This is a genomic window from Streptomyces ferrugineus (genome assembly GCF_015160855.1).
Classification (GTDB): domain Bacteria; phylum Actinomycetota; class Actinomycetes; order Streptomycetales; family Streptomycetaceae; genus Streptomyces; species Streptomyces ferrugineus.
The window spans coordinates 8,825,795-8,845,923 of the sequence record NZ_CP063373.1; the positions used below are offsets into that span (position 1 = coordinate 8,825,795).

Here is a 20,129-nt window from a genome sequence, read left to right on the forward strand (position 1 = left end):
ACGACAGGGGCACAGGATGCGCCTGCCGTACCCTCTCCCCATGTCGCTCTACGCCGCGTACGCCGGCAATCTCGACGCGCGGCTGATGACCCGCCGCGCCCCGCACTCGCCGCTGCGCGCCACCGGCTGGCTGAACGGATGGCGGCTGACGTTCGGGGGCGAGCAGCTCGGCTGGGACGGCGCGCTGGCGACGCTCGTCGAGGAGCCGGAGGAGCAGGTCTTCGTCGCCCTCTACGACATCGCGCCCATGGACGAGGACTCCATGGACCGCTGGGAGGGCGTGGGCCTGGGCATCTACCGCCGGCTCCGCATCCGCGTGCACACGCTGGAGGGCGAGGAGCCGGCGTGGACGTACGTCCTGAACGCCTACGAGGGCGGCCTGCCGGCGGCCCGCTACCTGGGCGAGATCGCGGACGCGGCGGAGTCCGCCGGGGCGCCACACGATTACGTGATGGAGCTGCGGAAGCGGCCGTGCTGAGGGACGGCGACTTCTAGACTTGGGGGATCGACGCACAACGGGAGATCGCATGGCCCCCACCACGTATGACGTCTACTACACGGTGCAGGCCGCCGAGGCCCGCGACCGGCTCGACGACAAGCAGCGCACCGCGTTCGACAAAGGCATCGCCCTGCTGGCACGCGACCCGTTCCTCTCGGTGTCCCGGCCCATAAGCTCCACCGGCGACGATCGTACGATCCGGCTCACGCAGAACGTCCTCGTGGAGTACACGGTCAGCCGGGGCCGTCTGCTGATCTTCATCGTCGAGGTCTTCAACGACAAGGACATCCTCGTCACGGACGAGTGAGCAGCCCGTCCGCACGGGGCCGCTTCGTTGGAAACGACAAGACAACGATCGCCATCCCGTGAGCTCCGTCATCTACGCGCGTAGGCCCAAACCGGCTACCCTCAGTCGCGTGAACGCATCTCTTCTTCCGGACGACATCCAGGGCGACCCCCACGCCGCCGCCGACGCCGCCGCCGCGCGCCTGCGCGAACTCACGGGCGCCGAGACCCACGACGTCGCCCTCGTGATGGGCTCCGGCTGGGCTCCGGCCGTGGACGCCCTCGGCACCCCCGAGGCCGAGTTCCAGGTCACCGAGCTGCCCGGGTTCCCCCCGCCGGCGGTGGAAGGGCACGGCGGCAAGATCCGCTCCTACCGGATCGGCAACAGGCGCGCCCTGGTCTTCCTCGGCCGCACCCACTACTACGAGGGCCGTGGCGTCGCCGCCGTGGCGCACGGTGTGCGCACCGCCGTGGCGGCGGGCTGCAAGACCGTCGTGCTCACCAACGGCTGCGGCGGTCTGCGCGAGGGCATGCGCCCCGGCCAGCCGGTCCTGATCAGCGACCACATCAACCTCACGGCGACGTCCCCGATCGTCGGCGCGAACTTCGTCGACCTGACGGACCTGTACTCGCCGCGGCTGCGGGCCCTGTGCAAGGAGATCGACGCCACGCTGGAGGAGGGCGTCTACGCCCAGTTCCCCGGCCCGCACTACGAGACGCCGGCCGAGATCCGCATGGCCCGGGTGATCGGCGCGGACCTGGTGGGCATGTCGACGGTCCTCGAGGCGATCGCCGCGCGCGAGGCCGGCGCGGAGGTGCTGGGCATCTCCCTGGTCACGAACCTGGCGGCGGGCATGACGGGCGAGCCGCTGAACCACGAGGAGGTTCTGCAGGCGGGGCGCGACAGCGCGACGCGGATGGGTTCACTGCTGGCACAGGTGCTGGGTCGGCTGTAGGCCGTTTCCCGCCCCCGCGGCCCCTACCCGTTCCCCTCCCCAGGGAGCTGATCTTTCAGCCCGTCCGGCGTTCGAGGACAAGGCCCGTTCAGGGCCGAAGCGGGGGTCTGGGGGCGGCAGCCCCCAAGGGACGGGAATGGGTAGGGGCGGCGGGGGCGATAACCCTTCCCCCCTCCCACCAACACGAACGAGAGGCTGACCCGACGTGCACGACGACCTCATCGCCCGGGCCCAGGCATGGCTCGCCGAGGACCCCGACCCGGACACCCGCGACGAGCTCGCCAAGCTCATCGACGCCGCGGACGTCGAAGAGCTCGCCGCACGCTTCAGCGGCACCCTCCAGTTCGGCACCGCCGGCCTGCGAGGCGAACTCGGCGCCGGCCCGATGCGCATGAACCGCACGGTCGTCATCCGCGCCGCGGCCGGCCTCGCCGCCTACCTCAAGAAGCAGGGGCACGACAACGGCCTGGTCGTCGTCGGCTACGACGCCCGCCACAAGTCGGAGGACTTCGCCCGCGACACCGCCGCCGTCATGACCGGCGCCGGCCTGCGCGCCGCCGTACTCCCGCGCCCCCTGCCCACCCCGGTCCTGGCGTACGCCATAAGGCACCTCGGCGCGGTGGCCGGCGTAGAGGTCACCGCCAGCCACAACCCGCCCCGCGACAACGGCTACAAGGTGTACCTGGGCGACGGCTCCCAGATCGTCCCGCCCGCCGACACCGACATCGCGCGGGAGATCGCCGCGGTCCCGTCCCTCACGGTCGTCCCCCGCCCCACCGAGGGCTGGGAGACCCTGGACGACAGCGTCCTGGAGGCCTACCTCGCCCGCACGGACGCGGTCCTCGCCCCCGACTCGCCCCGCACCGCCCGCACGGTCTACACGGCGATGCACGGCGTGGGCAAGGACGTCCTCCTCGCCGCCTTCGCCCGCGCGGGCTTCCCGGCTCCCGCCCTGGTCACCGAGCAGGCCGACCCCGACCCGGAGTTCCCCACCGTCGCCTTCCCCAACCCGGAAGAGCCCGGCGCGATGGACCTGGCCTTCGCCAAGGCCCGCGAGACCGACCCCGACCTGGTGATCGCCAACGACCCCGACGCCGACCGCTGCGCCGTGGCCGTCAAGGACGACGGCGCATGGCGGATGCTGCGCGGCGACGAGGTGGGCGCGCTGCTCGCCGCGCACCTGGTCGACCGCGGAGCACAGGGCACGTTCGCCGAGTCGATCGTCTCCTCCTCCCTCCTCGGCCGGATCGCCGAGAAGGCGAACCTGCCGTACGAGGAGACCCTCACCGGCTTCAAGTGGATCGCCCGCGTCGAGGGCCTGCGCTACGGCTACGAGGAGGCCCTCGGCTACTGCGTCGACCCCGAGGGCGTGCGCGACAAGGACGGCATCACGGCGGCGCTGCTGATCACGGAACTGGCCTCCGTCCTCAAGGCCGAGGGCCGCACGCTCCTCGACCTCCTCGACGACCTCGCCGTGGAGCACGGCCTGCACGCCACGGACCAGCTCTCGGTCCGCGTCCAGGACCTGTCGGTCATCGCCGACGCCATGCGCCGGCTGCGCGAGCAGCCGCCGACCGAGCTCGCCGGCCTGGCCATCACCCGCGCCGAGGACCTCACCCGGGGCACGGCCACCCTCCCGCCCACGGACGGCCTGCGCTACACCCTGGACGGCGCCCGTGTGATCGTCCGCCCCAGCGGCACGGAGCCCAAGCTGAAGTGCTACCTGGAGGTCGTCGTCCCGGTCGCGACGCACGCCGCCCTGCCGGCCGCCCGCGCCCAGGCCGCCGACCTGCTGGCGACGATCAAGCGGGACCTGTCGACGGCGGCGGGCATCTGAGCCGTACGACGACTCCTTGGTCGTTCGGAAAGGGGTGCCCCCGTCCGGGGGCACCCCTTCCGGCGTTTCGGCGCGGCGCTCGACGTGCGGGCCGCTCAGCCCATCGCCAGCAGGATCGCCAGCAGCACGGCGCCCGCGACGATCGGCCCCGCCACCTCGTAGGCCCAGCGCACGGTCACCTCGCCCTGCGCGGACTCCGCCTGTTCCCGGTGCTCCAGCAGTTCCCGCAGATCGTCCATGACCTTGTCGGTCTCGGCCCGCACCGGCCCGTCCGCGTCGACGTCCCCGCGCGGGGCGCCGAACCCGAGCCCGCCGAACGCCGGCCCGCCGACCCCGCGACGCTCACCTCCCGCGGCGGCCCGGGCCGTGCGCCGCGCGGCCTTCTTGCGGGCCCGCAGCGAGACCGGGACGGCCCAGAGCTGGAACTTGGTGCCGGACTTGGTGAGGACCTCGTTGGAGTAGCTGGACCGCAGTGCGGCGATCTGCCCCCAGGGCAGCACGATCACGCGGAGCGGGTTGCGGATGCGGAGCCGCTCTTCGTTGGCGTACACCGCCGGGCGCACGGTGAAGGCGGACACCAGCGGCACGATGAGGATCATCGCCGCGAGGGCGAGCCACTGGGTGCGGCCCTCGCCGCGTACGAGTGCGTCGATGCCCAGCCAGAGCACGATGCCGAGCAGTGCGACGCCGCCGACGATGCCCATGGGTGAGCGGTAGACCCGGTCCTTCGTCGCGGGGTCGGGGGTCGGGGGCTGATGCGGCGTCGTCATGAGCCCGATTCTGCCGTATGCCTGCGGCGCTTGGCCGGGCGCCTGATCGCCGTGGGGCACTTGTTCGTGGGCGAGCGCGGGCCGTCTGTGGCTGGTCGCGCAGTTCCCCGCGCCCTGGCGGCATACGGCCACCCGGCGTTTCACAGATCCGTCGCTCCGGGGTGTACAGCCGCTACGCGCGTAGATATGCTCGTCTGGTGACCATGCCCACCAATGCATCTGCCGCAGCTCACGCACTCCCGGACGTCACCGCGTCCGACAGCACGCTGCGCCGTTTCCTCCACGGGCTGCCCGGCGTCGACGCGGTCGGTCTGGAGGCGCGCGCCGCGTCCCTCGGCACCCGTTCCATCAAGACGACCGCCAAGGCGTACGCCATCGACCTCGCCATCTCGATGGTCGACCTGACGACGCTGGAAGGCGCGGACACCCCGGGCAAGGTCCGGGCGCTCGGCGCCAAGGCGGTCCACCCCGACCCCACCGACCGTACGACTCCGGCGACCGCGGCCGTCTGTGTCTACCCCGACATGGTGGCCACCGCCAAGGAGGCCGTCGCCGGGTCGACCGTGAAGGTCGCCTCGGTCGCCACCGCCTTCCCCGCGGGCCGCGCGCCCCTGGGGGTGAAGCTGGCGGACGTCCGCGAGGCCGTCGCCGCCGGTGCCGACGAGATCGACATGGTCATCGACCGGGGCGCGTTCCTGGCCGGGAACTACATGAAGGTGTACGACGAGATCGTCGCCGTGAAGGAGGCCTGCGGGGCGGCCCGCCTCAAGGTCATCTTCGAGACCGGCGAGCTGTCGACGTACGACAACATCCGGCGGGCGAGCTGGCTCGGCATGCTGGGCGGCGCCGACTTCATCAAGACGTCCACCGGCAAGGTCGCCGTGAACGCCACCCCGGCGAACACCCTTCTTATGCTGGAAGCGGTGCGGGACTTCCGTACCCAGACCGGCATCCAGGTCGGTGTGAAGCCGGCCGGCGGGATCCGTACCTCCAAGGACGCGATCAAGTTCCTCGTTCTGGTCAACGAGACTGCCGGCGAGGACTGGCTCGACAACCACTGGTTCCGCTTCGGCGCCTCCTCGCTCCTGAACGATCTGCTGATGCAGCGTCAGAAGCTGGCCACCGGCCGCTACTCCGGCCCCGACTACGTGACGGTGGACTGATCACGATGACAGCCTTTGAATACGCCCCCGCTCCCGAGTCCCGGTCGATCGTCGACATCGCCCCGTCCTACGGCCTGTTCGTCGACGGCGAGTTCACCGAGGCCGCCGACGGCAAGGTCTTCAAGACGGTCAGCCCCAGCACGGAAGAGGTCCTCTCCGAGGTCGCCCAGGCCGGCGAGGCCGACGTGGACCGCGCGGTGAAGGCCGCCCGCAAGGCCTTCGAGAAGTGGTCGGCACTGCCCGGCTCCGAGCGCGCGAAGTACCTGTTCCGCATCGCCCGGATCATCCAGGAGCGGGCCCGTGAGCTCGCGGTCCTGGAGACCCTGGACAACGGCAAGCCGATCAAGGAGACCCGCGACGCCGACCTGCCCCTGGTCGCCGCGCACTTCTTCTACTACGCGGGCTGGGCCGACAAGCTCGACCACGCCGGTTTCGGGCCGGACCCGAGGCCGCTGGGCGTCGCGGGCCAGGTCATCCCCTGGAACTTCCCGCTGCTGATGCTGGCGTGGAAGATCGCGCCCGCGCTCGCCACCGGCAACACCGTCGTCCTGAAGCCCGCCGAGACGACCCCGCTCTCCGCGCTCTTCTTCGCGGACATCTGCCGCCAGGCCGGCCTGCCCAAGGGCGTCGTCAACATCCTTCCCGGCTACGGCGACGCGGGCGCCGCGGTCGTCGCGCACCCGGACGTGAACAAGGTCGCCTTCACCGGCTCCACGGCCGTCGGCAAGGAGATCGCGCGCACCGTCGCCGGCACCCGCAAGAAGCTCACCCTGGAGCTCGGCGGCAAGGGAGCCAACATCGTCTTCGACGACGCCCCGATCGACCAGGCCGTCGAGGGCATCGTGAACGGCATCTTCTTCAACCAGGGCCAGGTCTGCTGCGCGGGCAGCCGCCTCCTCGTCCAGGAGTCGATCCAGGAAGAGCTGCTGGAGTCCCTCAAGCGCAGGCTCTCCACCCTCCGCCTCGGCGACCCGCTGGACAAGAACACCGACATCGGCGCGATCAACTCCGAGGAGCAGCTCTCCCGCATCACCTCGCTCGTCGAGCAGGGCGAGGCGGAGGGCGCCGAGCGCTGGTCGCCGGCCTGCGAGATCCCGACCGCCGGCTACTGGTTCGCCCCGACGCTCTTCACCAACGTCACCCAGGCGCACCGGATCGCCCGCGACGAGATCTTCGGCCCGGTGCTGTCGGTGCTGACCTTCCGTACGCCGGACGAGGCCGTCGCCAAGGCGAACAACACGCCGTACGGCCTGTCGGCGGGCATCTGGACGGAGAAGGGCTCGCGGATCCTGGCCGTCGCCAACAAGCTGCGGGCCGGCGTCGTCTGGTCCAACACGTTCAACAAGTTCGACCCGACCTCGCCGTTCGGCGGTTACAAGGAGTCGGGCTTCGGCCGCGAGGGCGGCCGCCACGGCCTGGAGGCGTACCTCGATGTCTGATGCGACCCGACTCTCCGTCTTCAAGACCTACAAGCTGTACGTGGGCGGGAAGTTCCCGCGTTCCGAAAGCGGCCGGGTGTACGAGGTGACCGACTCAAAGGGCAAGTGGCTGGCCAACGTGCCCCTCTCCTCCCGCAAGGACGCCCGTGACGCGGTGGTGGCCGCGCGCAAGGCGTTCGGCGCGTGGTCCGGCGCGACGGCGTACAACCGCGGTCAGATCCTCTACCGCATCGCCGAGATGCTTCAGGGCCGCCGCGAGCAGTACGTCCGCGAGGTCGCCGACGCCGAGGGCCTGTCGAAGTCGAAGGCCGCGGCGCAGGTGGACGCGGCGATCGACCGCTGGGTCTGGTACGCGGGCTGGACGGACAAGATCGCCCAGGTCGTGGGCGGCGGCAACCCGGTGGCGGGCCCGTACTTCAACCTCTCGTCCCCCGAACCGACGGGCGTGGTGGCCGTCCTGGCCCCGCGGGAGTCGTCGTTCCTGGGCCTGGTGTCGGTGGTGGCCCCCGTGATCGCGACCGGCAACACGGCGATCGTGGTGGCCTCCGAGAAGTCCCCGCTCCCGGCGCTGTCGCTGGGCGAGGTGCTCGCCACCTCCGACCTGCCCGGCGGTGTGGTCAACGTCCTCTCCGGCCGTACGGCGGAGATCGCGACGCCGCTGGCCGCGCACCAGGACGTCAACGCGATCGACCTCGCGGGCGCCGACGACGTACTGGCGAAGGAGCTGGAGATCGCCGCGGCGGACAACCTCAAGCGCGTCCTGCGTCCACAGCCTGTGGACGACTGGGCCGCCACCCCCGGCACCGACCGTATGACGGCGTTCCTGGAGACGAAGACGGTCTGGCACCCGACGGGGTCGCTGGGCGCGTCGGGCTCCTCGTACTAGCCCACCCCCGGTACCGAAGCCCCGGCCCTCCTCCGTCCGGGAGGGCCGGGGCTTCGCCGTGCGCGCGGTCGTTCCGGGTCAGATCCCGAGACGCTGCCCGATGCCGTCGAGCACGCAGTCGAGACCGAAGGTGAACTCCCAGGCCCGGTCGTCCTTGCGGGTCGCGGTGCCGGCGTACCGCTCGAAGACCGGGTAGCGGCCGGTGCTCATCAGGTAGCGCATCTGCGGGGCGAGCGCCTGGCGTGTCTCGTCGCCGCCGGTCCAGCCGTTGCGTTCCTGGTAGTCCCGTAGGGCGATCTCGGTCTGGGCCGAGCCGTGCACGAAGGAGGTGACGGCCCGCAGGGCGGCCATCACCGAGTCGGCATCCAGATCGTGGGCGTCGAGCGCGGACAGCCCCCGCTCGGCCACGGCCAGCCGGGACGGGGTGAGCAGGACGACCGTGGTGGGCATGGCCGCCATCCACGGGTGGGCGAGCATCAGCTCCCGCGTCTGCAGGGCGTAGGAGCGCAGTACCTCCCGCCAGTCCTCGGGGTCCTCCGGTACGGCCAGGTCCCGGGAGACCCGGTCGATCATGAGCGCCCAGAGGTCGTCCTTGCCGGAGACGTGCCGGTAGGCGGCCATGGGGGTGACGCCGAGCTTCGTGGCGAGGCGGCGCATGGTGACGGCGGCGCCGCCCTCCTCGTCGGCGAGCTCGACCGCGGCGGCGGCGATCCGCTCCAGGGTCAGGGAGGCGCGCGGGACGGGGGCGGGCCGGTCCATGCGCTCCCAGAGCGAGGGCGCCTCCGCCTCGCTCTCCTCGCCCTCCCCCTGCTTCGCGACCGCCATTGGCCCGCTCCTCCCGGTCGATGTCGTGTACAGCGTATCGCCAGTAGACGGCGTACACACTGATGTGTACGTTGTACGCACGGAATACGCCGTACACATCTCGTACTCCAGGGGAGACCCATGCCTGCCACCGCCGAACCGCTGCGCGTCGCCGTCCTCGTCGGCTCGACCCGGGAGGGACGCTTCGCACCCGTCGTGACGAAGTGGCTGACCGGGCATCTCGACCAGCGGGACGACCTGCGCGGCGATGTCGTCGACCTCGCCGAGACACCACTGCCGACGGTGTTCCCGGCCTTCGGTCAGCAGCCGCCGCCCGGCACCGAGGAACAACTGGCCCTCGTCTCGCCACGGCTCGCGGCGGCCGACGCCTTCGTCCTCGTCACGCCCGAGTACAACCACAGCTTCCCGGCGTCCCTGAAGAACGCGATCGACTGGCACAACGAGCAGTGGCACGGCAAGCCCGTCGCCTTCGTCTCGTACGGCGGCCTGTCCGGCGGTCTGCGCGCCGTGGAGCAGCTCCGGGTCGTCATGGCCGAGCTGAACGCCACGACCATCCGCAACACCGTCAGCTTCCACGACGTCTGGAGCCGCTTCGACCAGGACGGCAACTGCACGGACCCCGCCGCCGACACGGCCGCGAAGGCCCTGCTCGACCAGCTCGCCTGGTGGGGCCACGCGCTGCGGGACGCCAAGTCCGTCCGCCGCTACGTCGCCTGACCGCCGGCCTCGGACGAGGGGGAACCATGGACACACCCGGCACGGGCACACGGGAACCGCGCCCGCGGACCCGGCCGACCGCCCCGCCCTCCCGGGTGGTCATCCTCGGCCTGCTGCTCGGCATCGTGCTCGCCACGCTCGACGGCACCGTCGTCGGCACGGCACTGCCGACCATCGTCGGCGACCTGGGCGGCCTCGACCACCTGTCCTGGGTGCTCACCGCCTATCTGCTCACCACGGCCGTCTCCACCCCGATCTGGGGCAAGCTCGGCGACCTGTACGGCCACAAGGGCAGCTATCTCACCTCCATCACCGTCTTCCTGGCCGGCTCGGTGCTGTGCGGACTCGCCCAGGACATGGGGCAGTTGATCGCCTTCCGGGCGCTGCAGGGGATCGGCGCGGGCGGTCTGTTCGTGGGCGCGCTCTCGCTCATCGGCACCCTGCTCGCCCCCGCCGAGGCCGGCCGCGCCCAGTCGCTGATCGGGGTGCTGCTGCCGGCCGCGCTGATCGGCGGCCCGCTGGCCGGCGGCTTCCTCACGGACCAGCTGGACTGGCGCTGGGTGTTCTACGTCAACGTCCCCGTCGGCGCCGTGGCCCTCGCCCTCGTCGGATTCGGGGTGCGGCTGCGCACGCCACGTGTCCGGGCCCGGATCGACCTGGCCGGAGCCGGGCTGCTGACCGGTGCGATCCTCGCGCTGACGCTGCTCGCGAGCTGGGCCGGCACGACGTACGCCTGGTCGTCGCCGCAGATCCTCGGGCTCGCTCTGGGCTCCGCGGTCGCGCTGGCCGCCTTCGTGCGGGTCGAGCGGCGCGCTGCGGAGCCGGTGATCCCGCCCCGGCTGTTCCGCGACCGCAACTTCACGGTGGCGCAGGTCCTCAGCTTCGTGACGGGCGCGGCCATGCTGGCGGCGGCGAGCTATCTGCCGCAGTACATGCAGTTCGTACGGGGCATGTCGTCCACCGGGAGCGGTCTGCTGCTGCTCCCGCTGATGCTGGGGATGATGGGCGCCCAGCTCGTCATCGGCCGGCGGGTCGGCGACGGCGGGCGCTACCGCGGCTATCCCCTCGCGGGCGGCGCGCTGGCCGTGGCGGGGGCGCTGACCCTGCTGACGCTCGGCACGGGCACCTCGGCACCGGTGGCCTCCGGTCTGACGTTGCTGCTCGGCGTGGGCATCGGCTGTCTGACGCAGCCGGCGATGCTCATCACGATGAACAGCGCCGAGCCGCGCGACATGGGCGCGGCGAGCGGCACCCAGACGCTGCTGCGCACCATCGGCGGCTCGCTCGGTGTCGCCGTCCTCGGGTCCGTCTACACCCACCGTCTCGCGGCCACCGTCACGGACCGGCTCGGAGCCGACGGCACCCGGCTGACGGAGGGCGAGCTCACCCCCGGGCTGCTGCGGGACCTGCCGGAACCGGTCCGGGACGCCTTCCGGACGGGGGTCGTGGACGGCCTGCACGGTGTGGCGCTCGGCACGGCCGCCCTCTGCGCCGTGGCGTTCGCGGTGTCCTGGCTGGTCCGGGAGGTCCCGCTGCGCGGCCGCTGAGCCGCCTCGGCGGGCGTTTTGGGTGTGACGCGCGCATCAAAGGCGACCCGCGGGGTCGTTCAGTGGCCCGGCGATGCCTCACACTGGTGTCCCGTGAGTTCCCAACCGCCCATACCGACGCGAGTCGTGCTGCTCTGCGGCCCCTCCGGCTCCGGCAAGTCCCTGCTCGCCGCCCGCTCCGGTCTTCCGGTCCTGCGGCTCGACGACTTCTACAAGGAGGGCGACGACCCGACGCTGCCCCAGGTCCCCGGGAGCTCCGACATCGACTGGGACCACCCCGACTCGTGGGACGCCGACACGGCCGTCGCGGCGATCGCCGAGCTGTGCCGCACGGGCCGTACGAACGTGCCGCTGTACGACATCTCGCTGAGCGCCCGCACCGGCGAGGAGACCGTCGAGATCGGCCGTACGCCGCTGTTCATCGCGGAGGGCATCTTCGCGGCCGAGATCGTGAACCGCTGCCGTGAACTGGGTGTACTGGCCGACGCGCTCTGCCTGAACCGGGGCCCGGTGAAGACCTTCCGGCGACGCTTCCTGCGCGATCTGAAGGAGGGCCGCAAGTCGGTCCCCTTCCTGCTGCGCCGCGGCTGGCGCCTGATGCGCCTGGAACGCTCGATCATCGCCCACCAGACGTCCCTCGGCGCCCACGCCTGCGACCGCGACGAGGCCCTGGGCCGCCTCACGGCAGCCGCGGCGGGCCGCTGCCCGGCGGCGAACGCGGCGCCGACGGCCCCCTAGCCGCAAGCTCCGGAACACACGAAGAACGGGACTGGACGGACCCCCCGGCCCTCCAGCCCCGCTCTCGTCGTGCCCCACCCGATTCCCCCGTGGTGGAGCACTCCCCGTATCCCCCGTGTTCCCCCGGCGGGTCCCCCGTTGGCCCCCCGACCCCCGTGGGTCCCCCCACTTGTTACCGCTCCCCTTCGGTCCCCCCGGACCTTCAGGCGACAAGCTCCCCGAAGGCGTCCTCCTCGTCACGGCCGAAGCTGAGGACCTCGTCCTCGCGCAGCCGGCGGAGCGACCGCCAGATGCTGGACTTCACCGTGCCGACACTGATGTCGAGGATGTCCGCGATCTCCGGGTCGGTGCGGCCCTCGTAGTAGCGCAGGACCAGCATCGTCCGCTGGAGTTCGGGCAGCCGGGCCAGCGCCTGCCACAGGACCGCGCGCAGCTCGGTGCCGCGCATCGCGTCCGTGTCGCCGGGCGTCTCCGGCAGCTCCTCGGTCGGATACTCGTTCAGCTTGCGGCGGCGCCACGCGCTGATGTGCAGGTTGGTCATCGTCCGCCGCAGATAACCCCCGACGGCGGCCTTGTCACTGATCCGGTCCCACGCCCTGTACGTCGAGAACAGCGCGCTCTGCAGCAGGTCCTCGGCCTCGAAGCGGTCACCGGTCAGGTGGTAGGCGGTCGCGTACAGGGAGGAGCGACGCTCCTGGACGTAGGCGGTGAACTCCGCCTCCGACAGCGAGCGACGCCGCTCCCCCGAGTCCTCCCCGTACGCGGCTCCCCCGACCGCAGCCATAGCGGCTACCGCCGCGGGCTCCCCCGTGAAACCGTCAACCACCGTCATGTACGCGGTGTGCTGACGCCCGGCGCCGCGAGCGCACCCCCGCCCGCTCACGGCACCGGACTTCTCCGAACCCCGGCCCCCGTTCACGTCGTGCAGACGCGTGATCACTGCGCTGGTGCTGGTGCCGTGCAGCGTGTTCATCTCGCGCCCCCCGTCGTGGACTTACCGGTGTTCTGCTCGTCCGACCTTGCTGTCGGCTTGCTGTCTTGCCTGTGCCGAAAAGCTTGCCCCGGCACCTTCATGGCCGTGTCCGCCGACTGTCACAGACCTGTCACAGGGGCCTGTGTCACAGGCCCGCCCCGGCACCCGGACAGCGCGCGCACAGCGGGCAGCGCTACGCGCACGTATCCCTACAGCTCGTACAGGAGTCGAAACACCGCCCCCGCATGGGCCAGAATGAGGCCCGTGCCTTCCCTGTTGCTGATCGAGGACGACGACGCCATCCGCACGGCCCTGGAGCTCTCACTGACGCGCCAGGGACACCGTGTGGCCACCGCTGCCACCGGCGAGGACGGGCTGAAACTGCTGCGTGAGCAGCGGCCGGACCTGATCGTGCTGGACGTGATGCTGCCCGGCATCGACGGCTTCGAGGTGTGCCGCCGCATCCGGCGCACCGACCAGCTGCCGATCATCCTGCTGACCGCGCGCAGCGACGACATCGACGTCGTGGTCGGCCTGGAGTCCGGCGCGGACGACTACGTCGTCAAACCCGTCCAGGGCCGGGTCCTCGACGCCCGGATCCGGGCCGTGCTGCGGCGCGGGGAGCGGGAGTCGAACGACGCCGCGGCCTTCGGCAGCCTCGTCATCGACCGCGCGGCGATGACCGTGACCAAGAACGGCGAGGACCTCCAGCTCACCCCGACCGAGCTGCGGCTGCTGCTCGAACTGAGCCGCCGCCCCGGCCAGGCCCTGTCCCGCCAGCAGCTCCTGCGCCTGGTCTGGGAACACGACTACCTCGGCGACTCCCGCCTCGTGGACGCCTGTGTCCAGCGACTGCGCGCCAAGGTCGAGGACGTCCCCTCCTCCCCCACCCTGATCCGTACCGTCCGTGGTGTCGGCTACCGCCTGGACGCGCCTCAGTGACGGACGTGCAAGGGGGTTTCCGCGGCTGGGTCGCGGCTCGCAAGGGAGTGTGGTCGAGGCTGCGTTTCACCAGCCTGCGCCTTCGACTCGTCGTGGTCTTCGGTCTCGTGGCGCTCACGGCCGCCGTGTCGGCCTCCGGCATCGCCTACTGGCTCAACCGCGAGGCGGTGCTCAGGCGCACCCAGGACGCGGTGCTGCGCGACTTCGAGCGGGAGATGCAGACCCGTGCCGGCCTGCTCCCCCAGGAGCCGACCCAGGACGAACTGCAGCACACCGCGGGTCTGATGGCCAACAGCAGCCAGCGCTTCTCCGTGCTGCTGGTCGCCCAGGACGCCGACGGCGGTCCCGCCTACGGCAGTTCCGGCGGTCTGGATGGCTTCACGCTGGCGGACGTACCGAAGTCCCTGCGCACGGCGGTCAATGAGAAGCAGCAGGACGACTCCGGCAACGAGCCCGAGTACCACCTGTACTGGCAGCGCATCGTGGAGGACGACACCCCGTATCTGATAGCCGGCACGAAGGTGGGCGGCGGCGGTCCGACCGGCTACATGCTCAAGTCCCTGGAGCAGGAGGCCAAGGACCTCAACTCCCTCGCCTGGTCCCTCGGCATCGCCACGGGCCTCGCCCTGATCGGCTCCGCGCTGCTCGCGCAGGCCGCCGCGACGACCGTACTGAAGCCGGTGCAGCGCCTGGGCGTCGCCGCCCGCCGCCTCGGCGAGGGCAAGCTGGACACCCGCCTGCGGGTATCCGGCACGGATGAGCTGGCCGACCTGTCCCGCACGTTCAACAACGCCGCCGCCGCGCTGGAGAAGCGGGTCGCCGACATGGCCGGCCGCGACGAGGCCTCCCGCCGCTTCGTGGCCGACATGTCCCACGAACTGCGCACCCCGCTCACCGCGATCACCGCCGTCACCGAAGTCCTCGAAGAGGAACTCGAGGCGGAGTCCGGCTCGATGGACCCCATGATCGAGCCCGCCGTACGCCTGGTCGTGAGCGAGACCCGTCGACTGAACGACCTGGTCGAGAACCTCATGGAGGTCACCCGCTTCGACGCGGGCACGGCACGCCTGGTCCTCGACGACGTCGACCTCGCCGACCAGATCACCGCCTGCATCGACGCCCGCGCCTGGCTGGACGCCGTCGACCTGGACGCCGAGCGCGGCATCACCGCCCGCCTGGACCCCCGCCGCCTGGACGTCATCCTGGCCAACCTGATCGGCAACGCCCTCAAGCACGGCGGCTCCCCGGTCCGCGTCGCGGTCCGTGAGGCGGACGACGAGATCGTCATCGCCGTACGCGACCACGGCCCGGGCATCCCCGAGGACGTCCTCCCGCACGTCTTCGACCGCTTCTACAAGGCCAGCGCCTCCCGTCCCCGCTCCGAGGGCAGCGGCCTGGGCCTGTCCATCGCCCTGGAGAACGCCCACATCCACGGCGGCGAGATCACCGCCGCCAACTCCCCCGAGGGCGGCGCCGTCTTCACCCTGCGCCTGCCCCGGGACGCCTCCGACCTGGCCCGCGCGGCGGACGAGGCCAACGACAAGACGGAGAAGGGAGAGGCCGGATGAACACCCGCCGTGTCCTGGCCCTCTCCGCCCTGTCCGCCGCCCTCCTCTCCGGCTGCGGCATACGCCCCACCGAAGTCCCCACCGACTTCGGCCCCGCCCCCTCCCGGGTCCGCTGCTCCCTGTCCGAACCGAACGTCTCGACCCAGGCCGCGAGGGGCCTCCCGGTCCAGGTGTTCCTCCTGTGCGGCTCCCAACTGGTCGCGGTGGACAGGACCGTACGCGTACCGGACGGCACCGCGGACTCGGCACGACGCGTCCTGGTCGCCCAGGGCCTCCTGGACGAGCTGGAGGCGCCCCCGTCGACCGCCGAGAAGGAGGCCGGCTACACCACGGACGTCCGAGGCGCCATGAGCGTGATGGGCCCCCGCCGGAACGACCCCGACGAAACCCTCCGCCTGAGCACACCCCCCACCGACCTCACGTCCTTCGCCCTGGCCCAGATCGTCTGCACCTTCTCCGACTCCTCGGCCACGGAGGGCGACGGCTCGGTCATCCTGGGCGGCCCCACACCGGCCCCGCCACGCCGCTACGACTGCACGGACGAGGTCCGCACCCGACCGGGCAGCAACGAGCCCCCGTCGACGGAGATCACGGACGGCTGACCCCCACGGCCCGGCGGCCGCGTACGGCGGAAAGGGGCCGCGTCGGGGGGTGTCCGCCCGCAGCGGCGGGCGTCAAGAGACGCCACCTCCCTGCCCAACGGCAACCGCCCGACCGAGGACGGACACCCCCGGCGCGGCCCCGACCCACCCCTCAACCGTTGGCGCTACGCGCACCCCCACCGATCCCGCACAGGCCGCCGCAGGCATCCCGCCCCAACCGCCGGAGGCATGTGGCAGACACCTCACCCCACTCCCGCCCACCCCGGAACCGATCCCACCGGGCCACGCGTCTAGGGGGGCGTGCAGCGTCAAGGCTCCATCGGCGGCGGCAGCGCCGCAATCCGCATCCGTGCGACAGGAGGCGTCCTCCTGCTCGCACACCTCGCATTCGTCGCCTGGCTCACGCTGCGCCCCCTGGACGTCCCCTGGGTGACCCCGGCCAACCTGCAACCGTTCGCCGGCATCAGAGCCGACCTCGCCCTCGGCTGGCAGGAGGCGGCCCGCCGCATCACGGAGGGCCTCGCGCTCCTCGCCCCCCTCGGCGTACTGATCCCGATGACCCACGGCAGACTCACCGTCTCCCCCCTCGGCTCCCTGGTCCGCGCGGTCGCCGCCGGCGCCCTGATCTCCCTCGCGATAGAGCTGCTGCAGACCGGCGTCCCCGGTCAGATCGTCGACGTCGACTCCGTGCTCCTGAACACGCTCGGCGTGGCCCTGGCCCACGCGACGATCGTCCCGGCGGCCCGTCGGCACCTGCGCCGCAGGTCCGAGCGCACCCGGCGCCCCGCCTCCCCCCAGGAGCCGGCTCAGGGTCGGACCCCGACGATTCCCAGGGTCGGGATAGCTCCGTAGAGGGACGCTATGCCCGGTTCGTCCGCGTAGCGTGGATGTCAGATGAGGCACCCACTCGAAAGGCCCCACAAGGGAGGCCTTCGACCGACGCCCGCGAAGGAGCCGCACCATGACCGCGCTCGCCCGACCCACCAACGGCCGCATGATCGGCGGAGTGTGCGCCGCGCTGGCACGGCGCTTCGGCACCTCCGCGACGACCATGCGCGTGATCTTCCTGCTCTCCTGCCTGCTCCCGGGCCCGCAGTTCCTGCTCTACATAGCCCTGTGGATCCTGCTCCCCTCGGAGGACAAGGCGAACAGGACACGCACGGCCTGGTAACCGCCCTCCACCCCACCCCACCCCACCCCCACCACACCTCTGAGTCACCACCTCCACAAAAGCCGCTGGGACGCACCCCCTGAACCAAGGAGTGCGCCCCAGCGGCGCGTCGCATACGACCCGGACTCAGCCGAGCGGAACCCCGTTCACGGGCAGCCCCTGGGTGGGCAGCCCCTGCACCGGCAGCCCCTGGGCCGGCAGCCCCTCAGCAACCCCCTGCACCGGCAGCCCACCGAGCAGCCCGGCGACCACGCCGGTCGGCCCACCGGCCACCGCCTGCTCGGCAGCCGGCTGCGCGGCCGACAGTCCGGTGGCGAGCGCCTCCTGGCCCGTGGCCAGCCCGGCACCGGCGCCCGGCGCCGCCTGCGAGAGGTTCTCCGCGGGGAGCGTCCGGTTGACGGTGTCCAGCGCCGTACCGGCGGCGGCGTCCGGCGCGACCGGCGCGGCGTTCGCGGCACCCGCGCCCGCGGCGGCGAAAGCGGCACCGAGAGCGGCGACACCGAAAGTCTTGGCAGCAGACTGCTTCATGAAATGCGTCCTCGAAATTGGGTTACGGGGATGTAAGCGGTCCTCGACCGTAAACACGCCCCCCACTCGGCCGCAAACATCGAAATGCGGACGGATTGTGAATAGAGCCCGCACCCCGTGTGCCCAAGGGGTCCGGACCTACCCCTCTCCCTCCTCAGAATCGCTGGTAGAGGCGGTCTGCCGGAACAGCCACTCGGACTTGAGTTCGGCATATCCGGGCTTGATGACGTCATTGATCATCGCGAGCCGTTCATCGAAAGGAATGAACGATGATTTCATCGCATTGACGGAGAACCACTGCATGTCGTCGAGCGTGTAACCGAACGCGTCGACAAGATGCTCGAATTCCTGGCTCATACTCGTGTGGGACATCAGCCGGTTGTCGGTGTTCACGGTCGCCCGGAAGTGCAGCCGGCGCAGCAGCCCGATGGGGTGGGCGGCGTAGGAGTCGGCGGCGCCCGTCTGGAGGTTGGAGCTGGGGCACAGCTCCAGCGGGATGCGCTTGTCCCGCACATAGGACGCGAGCCGCCCGAGCTTCACGGAGCCGTCGGCGTGCACCTGGATGTCGTCGATGATGCGCACCCCGTGCCCGAGCCGGTCGGCGCCGCACCACTGCAGGGCCTGCCAGATGGACGGCAGTCCGAAGGCCTCGCCCGCGTGGATGGTGAAGTGGTTGTTCTCCCGCTTGAGGTACTCGAAGGCGTCGAGATGCCGGGTCGGCGGATGCCCGGCCTCGGCGCCCGCGATGTCGAAGCCGACGACGCCCAGATCGCGGTAGCGGTTGGCGAGTTCGGCGATCTCCAGCGCGCGGGCGGCGTGCCGCATGGCGGTGAGCAGGGCGCCGACGCGGATGCGGTGACCGTTCTCCCGCGCGAGCGCCTCCCCCTCGCGGAAGCCCTCGTTGACGGCCTCGACGACCTCTTCGAGGCTGAGCCCGCCTTCGAGGTGCTGTTCGGGCGCGTAGCGCACCTCGGCGTAGACGACACCGTCCTCGGCGAGGTCCTCGGCGCACTCGCGGGCGACCCGTACGAGGGCGTCGCGGGTCTGCATCACGCCGACGGTGTGGGAGAAGGTCTCCAGGTACCGCTCCAGGGATCCGGAGTCGGCGGCGTCGCGGAACCAGGCGCCGAGCTTGTCGGGGTCGGTCTCGGGGAGCTGGGAGTACCCGCTGTCGCGGGCGAGCTCGACGATCGTGCCGGGGCGCAGCCCGCCGTCGAGGTGATCGTGCAGCAGAACCTTCGGGGCCCGGCGGATCTGGTCCGAGCTCGGGGTGTTCGCCTTCTGGGCAGTCTCGCTCGTCATTTCCGCACTGTACTGCCTACGCGCGTAGATCGCCCGTTGAACACCCCATTTCCCCGCTTGTACGAATCCGTCGATACGTAACGGTGACCCCAAGGACGGGTCGCGTACACCCGCCCTTCTGACACTGTTCTGTCATGGCACAGCAAGCGACGCCGGTGCGCAGGGTCCGGCTGGGCAGGGCGATCGGGCCGGAGCCGACGGCGGTGAGCGGCGTGGTGCTTCTGCTTCCCGGAGGCGACGAGGTCTCGCATCGCAAGCCGGCGACGCTGTTGGCGACGTCGTATGTGCGGACGCTGGGCCGCCGGCTGACGCGGGCGGGCCGTGGGGAGGGCCTGGCCACCCATGTCGTCCACTACCGCTATCGCGGCTGGAACGGCAGTGCGGCGAATCTGGCGAGCGACGCGTTGTGGGCCGCCGACGAGGTCGTACGACGTTATGGGGACGTTCCCGTGTGCCTGGTCGGGTTCGACATGGGCGGGCGGGCGGCCCTGCGCGCGGGAGGTCATGAGGCCGTCAACTCCGTGCTGGCGATCGCCCCTTGGCTGCCGGAGGACGATGTGGCGGCCGCGCCCGAACCGGTGAAGCAGCTCGGGGGCCGGCGCGTGATGGTCGTGCACGGCACGAACGACGAGCGGACCGATCCCGAGCTGTCGTTCCGGCTCGCGGAGCGGGCGAAGAAGGCGAACCGGGATGTGTGCCGGTTCGAAGTGCACTCCGACCGGCACGGGTTGCATCAGCATCGGGATGAAGTCCTCGCGCTGGCCGAGGACTTCGTCATGGGGGTGCTGTTCGGGCGGGCGTTCTCCCGGCCGGTGGCGGACGCGTTCGCGGCTCCGCCGCCGCTGGGGTTGCGGATGCCGTTGGCGGCGGGGTTCGGGAAGTCGCTGCGGAGGTAGTCACGCGGGAAAGGCCCACGCCCGGGGGCGCGGGCCTCACTCGCCTCGTGGCCTACTCGTTCAGCGACAGGCCGAGCAGGACGGTGTCGTTCGGGATGTCGTGGGTCTGGTTCCGGTCGAAGGGCAGGTCCCACTCCCGTTCCTCGGTCTTCAGGTGCAGGGAACCGCGGTTGTTCGCGGTGTGCACCTGCCGCAGCTCGAACCGGTCGTCCAGGTTGTTCGCGGTCCGGCCCGAACCGGCCCAGCAGACGCTGTTGTCGGCGTCCGGGTCGCCGCCCGTGTCGTAGTCGAGGACGAGGGAGCCGTCGGGTGCCTCGGCGCAGACCAGGTACCGGTCGGGCGCCTGCTGCTGGACGGTCGCCCCGGCCGGTGCGGCGGTCGCGCCGAGGGCGCCGACCGTGGCCACGGCGAGCAGGGCGGCGGACGTCTTGCGGCGGATGGCGAATGCCATGTGGGTGCTTCTCCCCAAGTCGGGTGCATCCGTA

General features: G+C 71.4%; 22 protein-coding genes. 16 read left to right on the plus strand and 6 right to left on the minus strand.

The window, feature by feature from the left end:
- Positions 1–40 precede the first annotated feature (40 nt).
- The 4 genes from IM697_RS39215 to IM697_RS39230 all read left to right on the plus strand — a co-directional run bounded on the left by IM697_RS39215 (position 41) and on the right by IM697_RS39230 (position 3,577).
- A complete protein-coding gene (locus IM697_RS39215; protein ID WP_194041519.1) occupies positions 41–478 on the plus strand; it encodes a gamma-glutamylcyclotransferase family protein in 438 nt (145 codons plus the stop codon).
- Positions 479–527: 49 nt separating this feature from the next.
- On the plus strand, positions 528–806 hold the full coding sequence (locus IM697_RS39220; protein ID WP_194041521.1) for a type II toxin-antitoxin system RelE family toxin: 279 nt from the start codon (positions 528–530) through the stop codon (positions 804–806).
- A gap of 109 nt (positions 807–915) precedes the next feature.
- On the plus strand, positions 916–1,740 hold the full coding sequence (locus IM697_RS39225) for a purine-nucleoside phosphorylase (RefSeq protein WP_194041523.1): 825 nt from the start codon (positions 916–918) through the stop codon (positions 1,738–1,740).
- A gap of 205 nt (positions 1,741–1,945) precedes the next feature.
- Entirely contained in the window at positions 1,946–3,577 is a 1,632-nt protein-coding gene (locus IM697_RS39230; RefSeq protein WP_194041525.1) for a phospho-sugar mutase, read from the plus strand.
- 95 nt (positions 3,578–3,672) lie between these two features.
- Here the strand turns inward: IM697_RS39230 and IM697_RS39235 are convergent, their stop codons facing one another.
- Entirely contained in the window at positions 3,673–4,347 is a 675-nt protein-coding gene (locus IM697_RS39235; RefSeq protein WP_194041527.1) for a PH domain-containing protein, read from the minus strand.
- Between the two features lie 197 nt (positions 4,348–4,544).
- Here IM697_RS39235 and deoC point away from each other — a divergent pair, with 197 nt between their 5' ends.
- From deoC to IM697_RS39250, 3 genes are read left to right on the plus strand one after another with little or no spacing between them, the layout of a single operon-like run.
- A complete protein-coding gene (gene deoC, locus IM697_RS39240) occupies positions 4,545–5,510 on the plus strand; it encodes a deoxyribose-phosphate aldolase (protein WP_407699574.1) in 966 nt (321 codons plus the stop codon).
- 5 nt (positions 5,511–5,515) lie between these two features.
- Positions 5,516–6,949, plus strand: a complete 1,434-nt coding sequence (locus IM697_RS39245) for an aldehyde dehydrogenase family protein (protein ID WP_194041530.1) — start codon at positions 5,516–5,518, stop codon at positions 6,947–6,949.
- Positions 6,942–7,835, plus strand: a complete 894-nt coding sequence (locus IM697_RS39250) for an aldehyde dehydrogenase family protein (RefSeq protein WP_194041532.1) — start codon at positions 6,942–6,944, stop codon at positions 7,833–7,835. The genes IM697_RS39245 and IM697_RS39250 overlap by 8 nt, the downstream gene beginning before the upstream one ends.
- Before the next feature lie 78 nt (positions 7,836–7,913).
- Here the strand turns inward: IM697_RS39250 and IM697_RS39255 are convergent, their stop codons facing one another.
- The gene (locus IM697_RS39255) at positions 7,914–8,660 is read right to left on the minus strand and encodes a TetR/AcrR family transcriptional regulator (protein ID WP_194041534.1); all 747 of its coding nucleotides are present in this window, start codon (positions 8,658–8,660) and stop codon (positions 7,914–7,916) included.
- Between the two features lie 120 nt (positions 8,661–8,780).
- On the opposite strand from IM697_RS39255, the gene IM697_RS39260 reads away from it, so the two are divergent.
- Genes IM697_RS39260 through IM697_RS39270 form a run of 3 tightly spaced genes read left to right on the plus strand, consistent with a single transcriptional unit; the run spans position 8,781 to position 11,662 of the window.
- Entirely contained in the window at positions 8,781–9,377 is a 597-nt protein-coding gene (locus IM697_RS39260; RefSeq protein WP_194041536.1) for an NADPH-dependent FMN reductase, read from the plus strand.
- Positions 9,378–9,403: 26 nt separating this feature from the next.
- The gene (locus IM697_RS39265) at positions 9,404–10,924 is read left to right on the plus strand and encodes a DHA2 family efflux MFS transporter permease subunit (protein WP_194041538.1); all 1,521 of its coding nucleotides are present in this window, start codon (positions 9,404–9,406) and stop codon (positions 10,922–10,924) included.
- A 24-nt stretch (positions 10,925–10,948) separates the two neighbouring features.
- On the plus strand, positions 10,949–11,662 hold the full coding sequence (locus tag IM697_RS39270) for a uridine kinase family protein (protein WP_194041540.1): 714 nt from the start codon (positions 10,949–10,951) through the stop codon (positions 11,660–11,662).
- Positions 11,663–11,864: 202 nt separating this feature from the next.
- Here IM697_RS39270 and IM697_RS39275 read toward each other — a convergent pair whose 3' ends face one another.
- Positions 11,865–12,635 carry a SigE family RNA polymerase sigma factor gene (locus IM697_RS39275; RefSeq protein WP_194041542.1) on the minus strand — a complete coding sequence of 257 codons (771 nt, stop codon included), beginning with the start codon at positions 12,633–12,635 and terminating at the stop codon, positions 11,865–11,867.
- Between the two features lie 264 nt (positions 12,636–12,899).
- On the opposite strand from IM697_RS39275, the gene afsQ1 reads away from it, so the two are divergent.
- The 5 genes from afsQ1 (at position 12,900) to IM697_RS39300 (ending at position 16,918) form a co-directional block, all read left to right on the plus strand.
- A complete protein-coding gene (gene afsQ1 / locus IM697_RS39280) occupies positions 12,900–13,577 on the plus strand; it encodes a two-component system response regulator AfsQ1 (protein WP_041819431.1) in 678 nt (225 codons plus the stop codon).
- A complete protein-coding gene (locus IM697_RS39285) occupies positions 13,574–15,145 on the plus strand; it encodes a sensor histidine kinase (RefSeq protein ID WP_194041544.1) in 1,572 nt (523 codons plus the stop codon). The genes afsQ1 and IM697_RS39285 overlap by 4 nt, the downstream gene beginning before the upstream one ends.
- On the plus strand, positions 15,142–15,747 hold the full coding sequence (locus IM697_RS39290; RefSeq protein ID WP_194041546.1) for a hypothetical protein: 606 nt from the start codon (positions 15,142–15,144) through the stop codon (positions 15,745–15,747). The genes IM697_RS39285 and IM697_RS39290 overlap by 4 nt, the downstream gene beginning before the upstream one ends.
- 300 nt (positions 15,748–16,047) lie before the next feature.
- Complete coding sequence (locus IM697_RS39295; RefSeq protein WP_194041548.1) at positions 16,048–16,599, plus strand: VanZ family protein; 552 nt, start codon at positions 16,048–16,050, stop codon at positions 16,597–16,599.
- Between the two features lie 109 nt (positions 16,600–16,708).
- Positions 16,709–16,918, plus strand: coding sequence for a PspC domain-containing protein (locus tag IM697_RS39300; RefSeq protein ID WP_194041550.1), 210 nt, complete (start codon positions 16,709–16,711; stop codon positions 16,916–16,918).
- 126 nt (positions 16,919–17,044) lie between these two features.
- Here IM697_RS39300 and IM697_RS39305 read toward each other — a convergent pair whose 3' ends face one another.
- Positions 17,045–17,446 (minus strand): ATP-binding protein, encoded by a 402-nt coding sequence (locus IM697_RS39305; RefSeq protein ID WP_194041552.1) that lies wholly within the window; start codon positions 17,444–17,446, stop codon positions 17,045–17,047.
- A 138-nt stretch (positions 17,447–17,584) separates the two neighbouring features.
- Entirely contained in the window at positions 17,585–18,748 is a 1,164-nt protein-coding gene (locus IM697_RS39310; protein ID WP_194041554.1) for an adenosine deaminase, read from the minus strand.
- Positions 18,749–18,882: 134 nt separating this feature from the next.
- Here IM697_RS39310 and IM697_RS39315 point away from each other — a divergent pair, with 134 nt between their 5' ends.
- Positions 18,883–19,644 (plus strand): alpha/beta fold hydrolase, encoded by a 762-nt coding sequence (locus IM697_RS39315; RefSeq protein WP_194041556.1) that lies wholly within the window; start codon positions 18,883–18,885, stop codon positions 19,642–19,644.
- A 52-nt stretch (positions 19,645–19,696) separates the two neighbouring features.
- On the opposite strand, the gene IM697_RS39320 is transcribed toward IM697_RS39315, so the two are convergent.
- Positions 19,697–20,095, minus strand: coding sequence for a hypothetical protein (locus tag IM697_RS39320; RefSeq protein WP_194041558.1), 399 nt, complete (start codon positions 20,093–20,095; stop codon positions 19,697–19,699).
- Between the last annotated feature and the right edge of the window lie 34 nt (positions 20,096–20,129).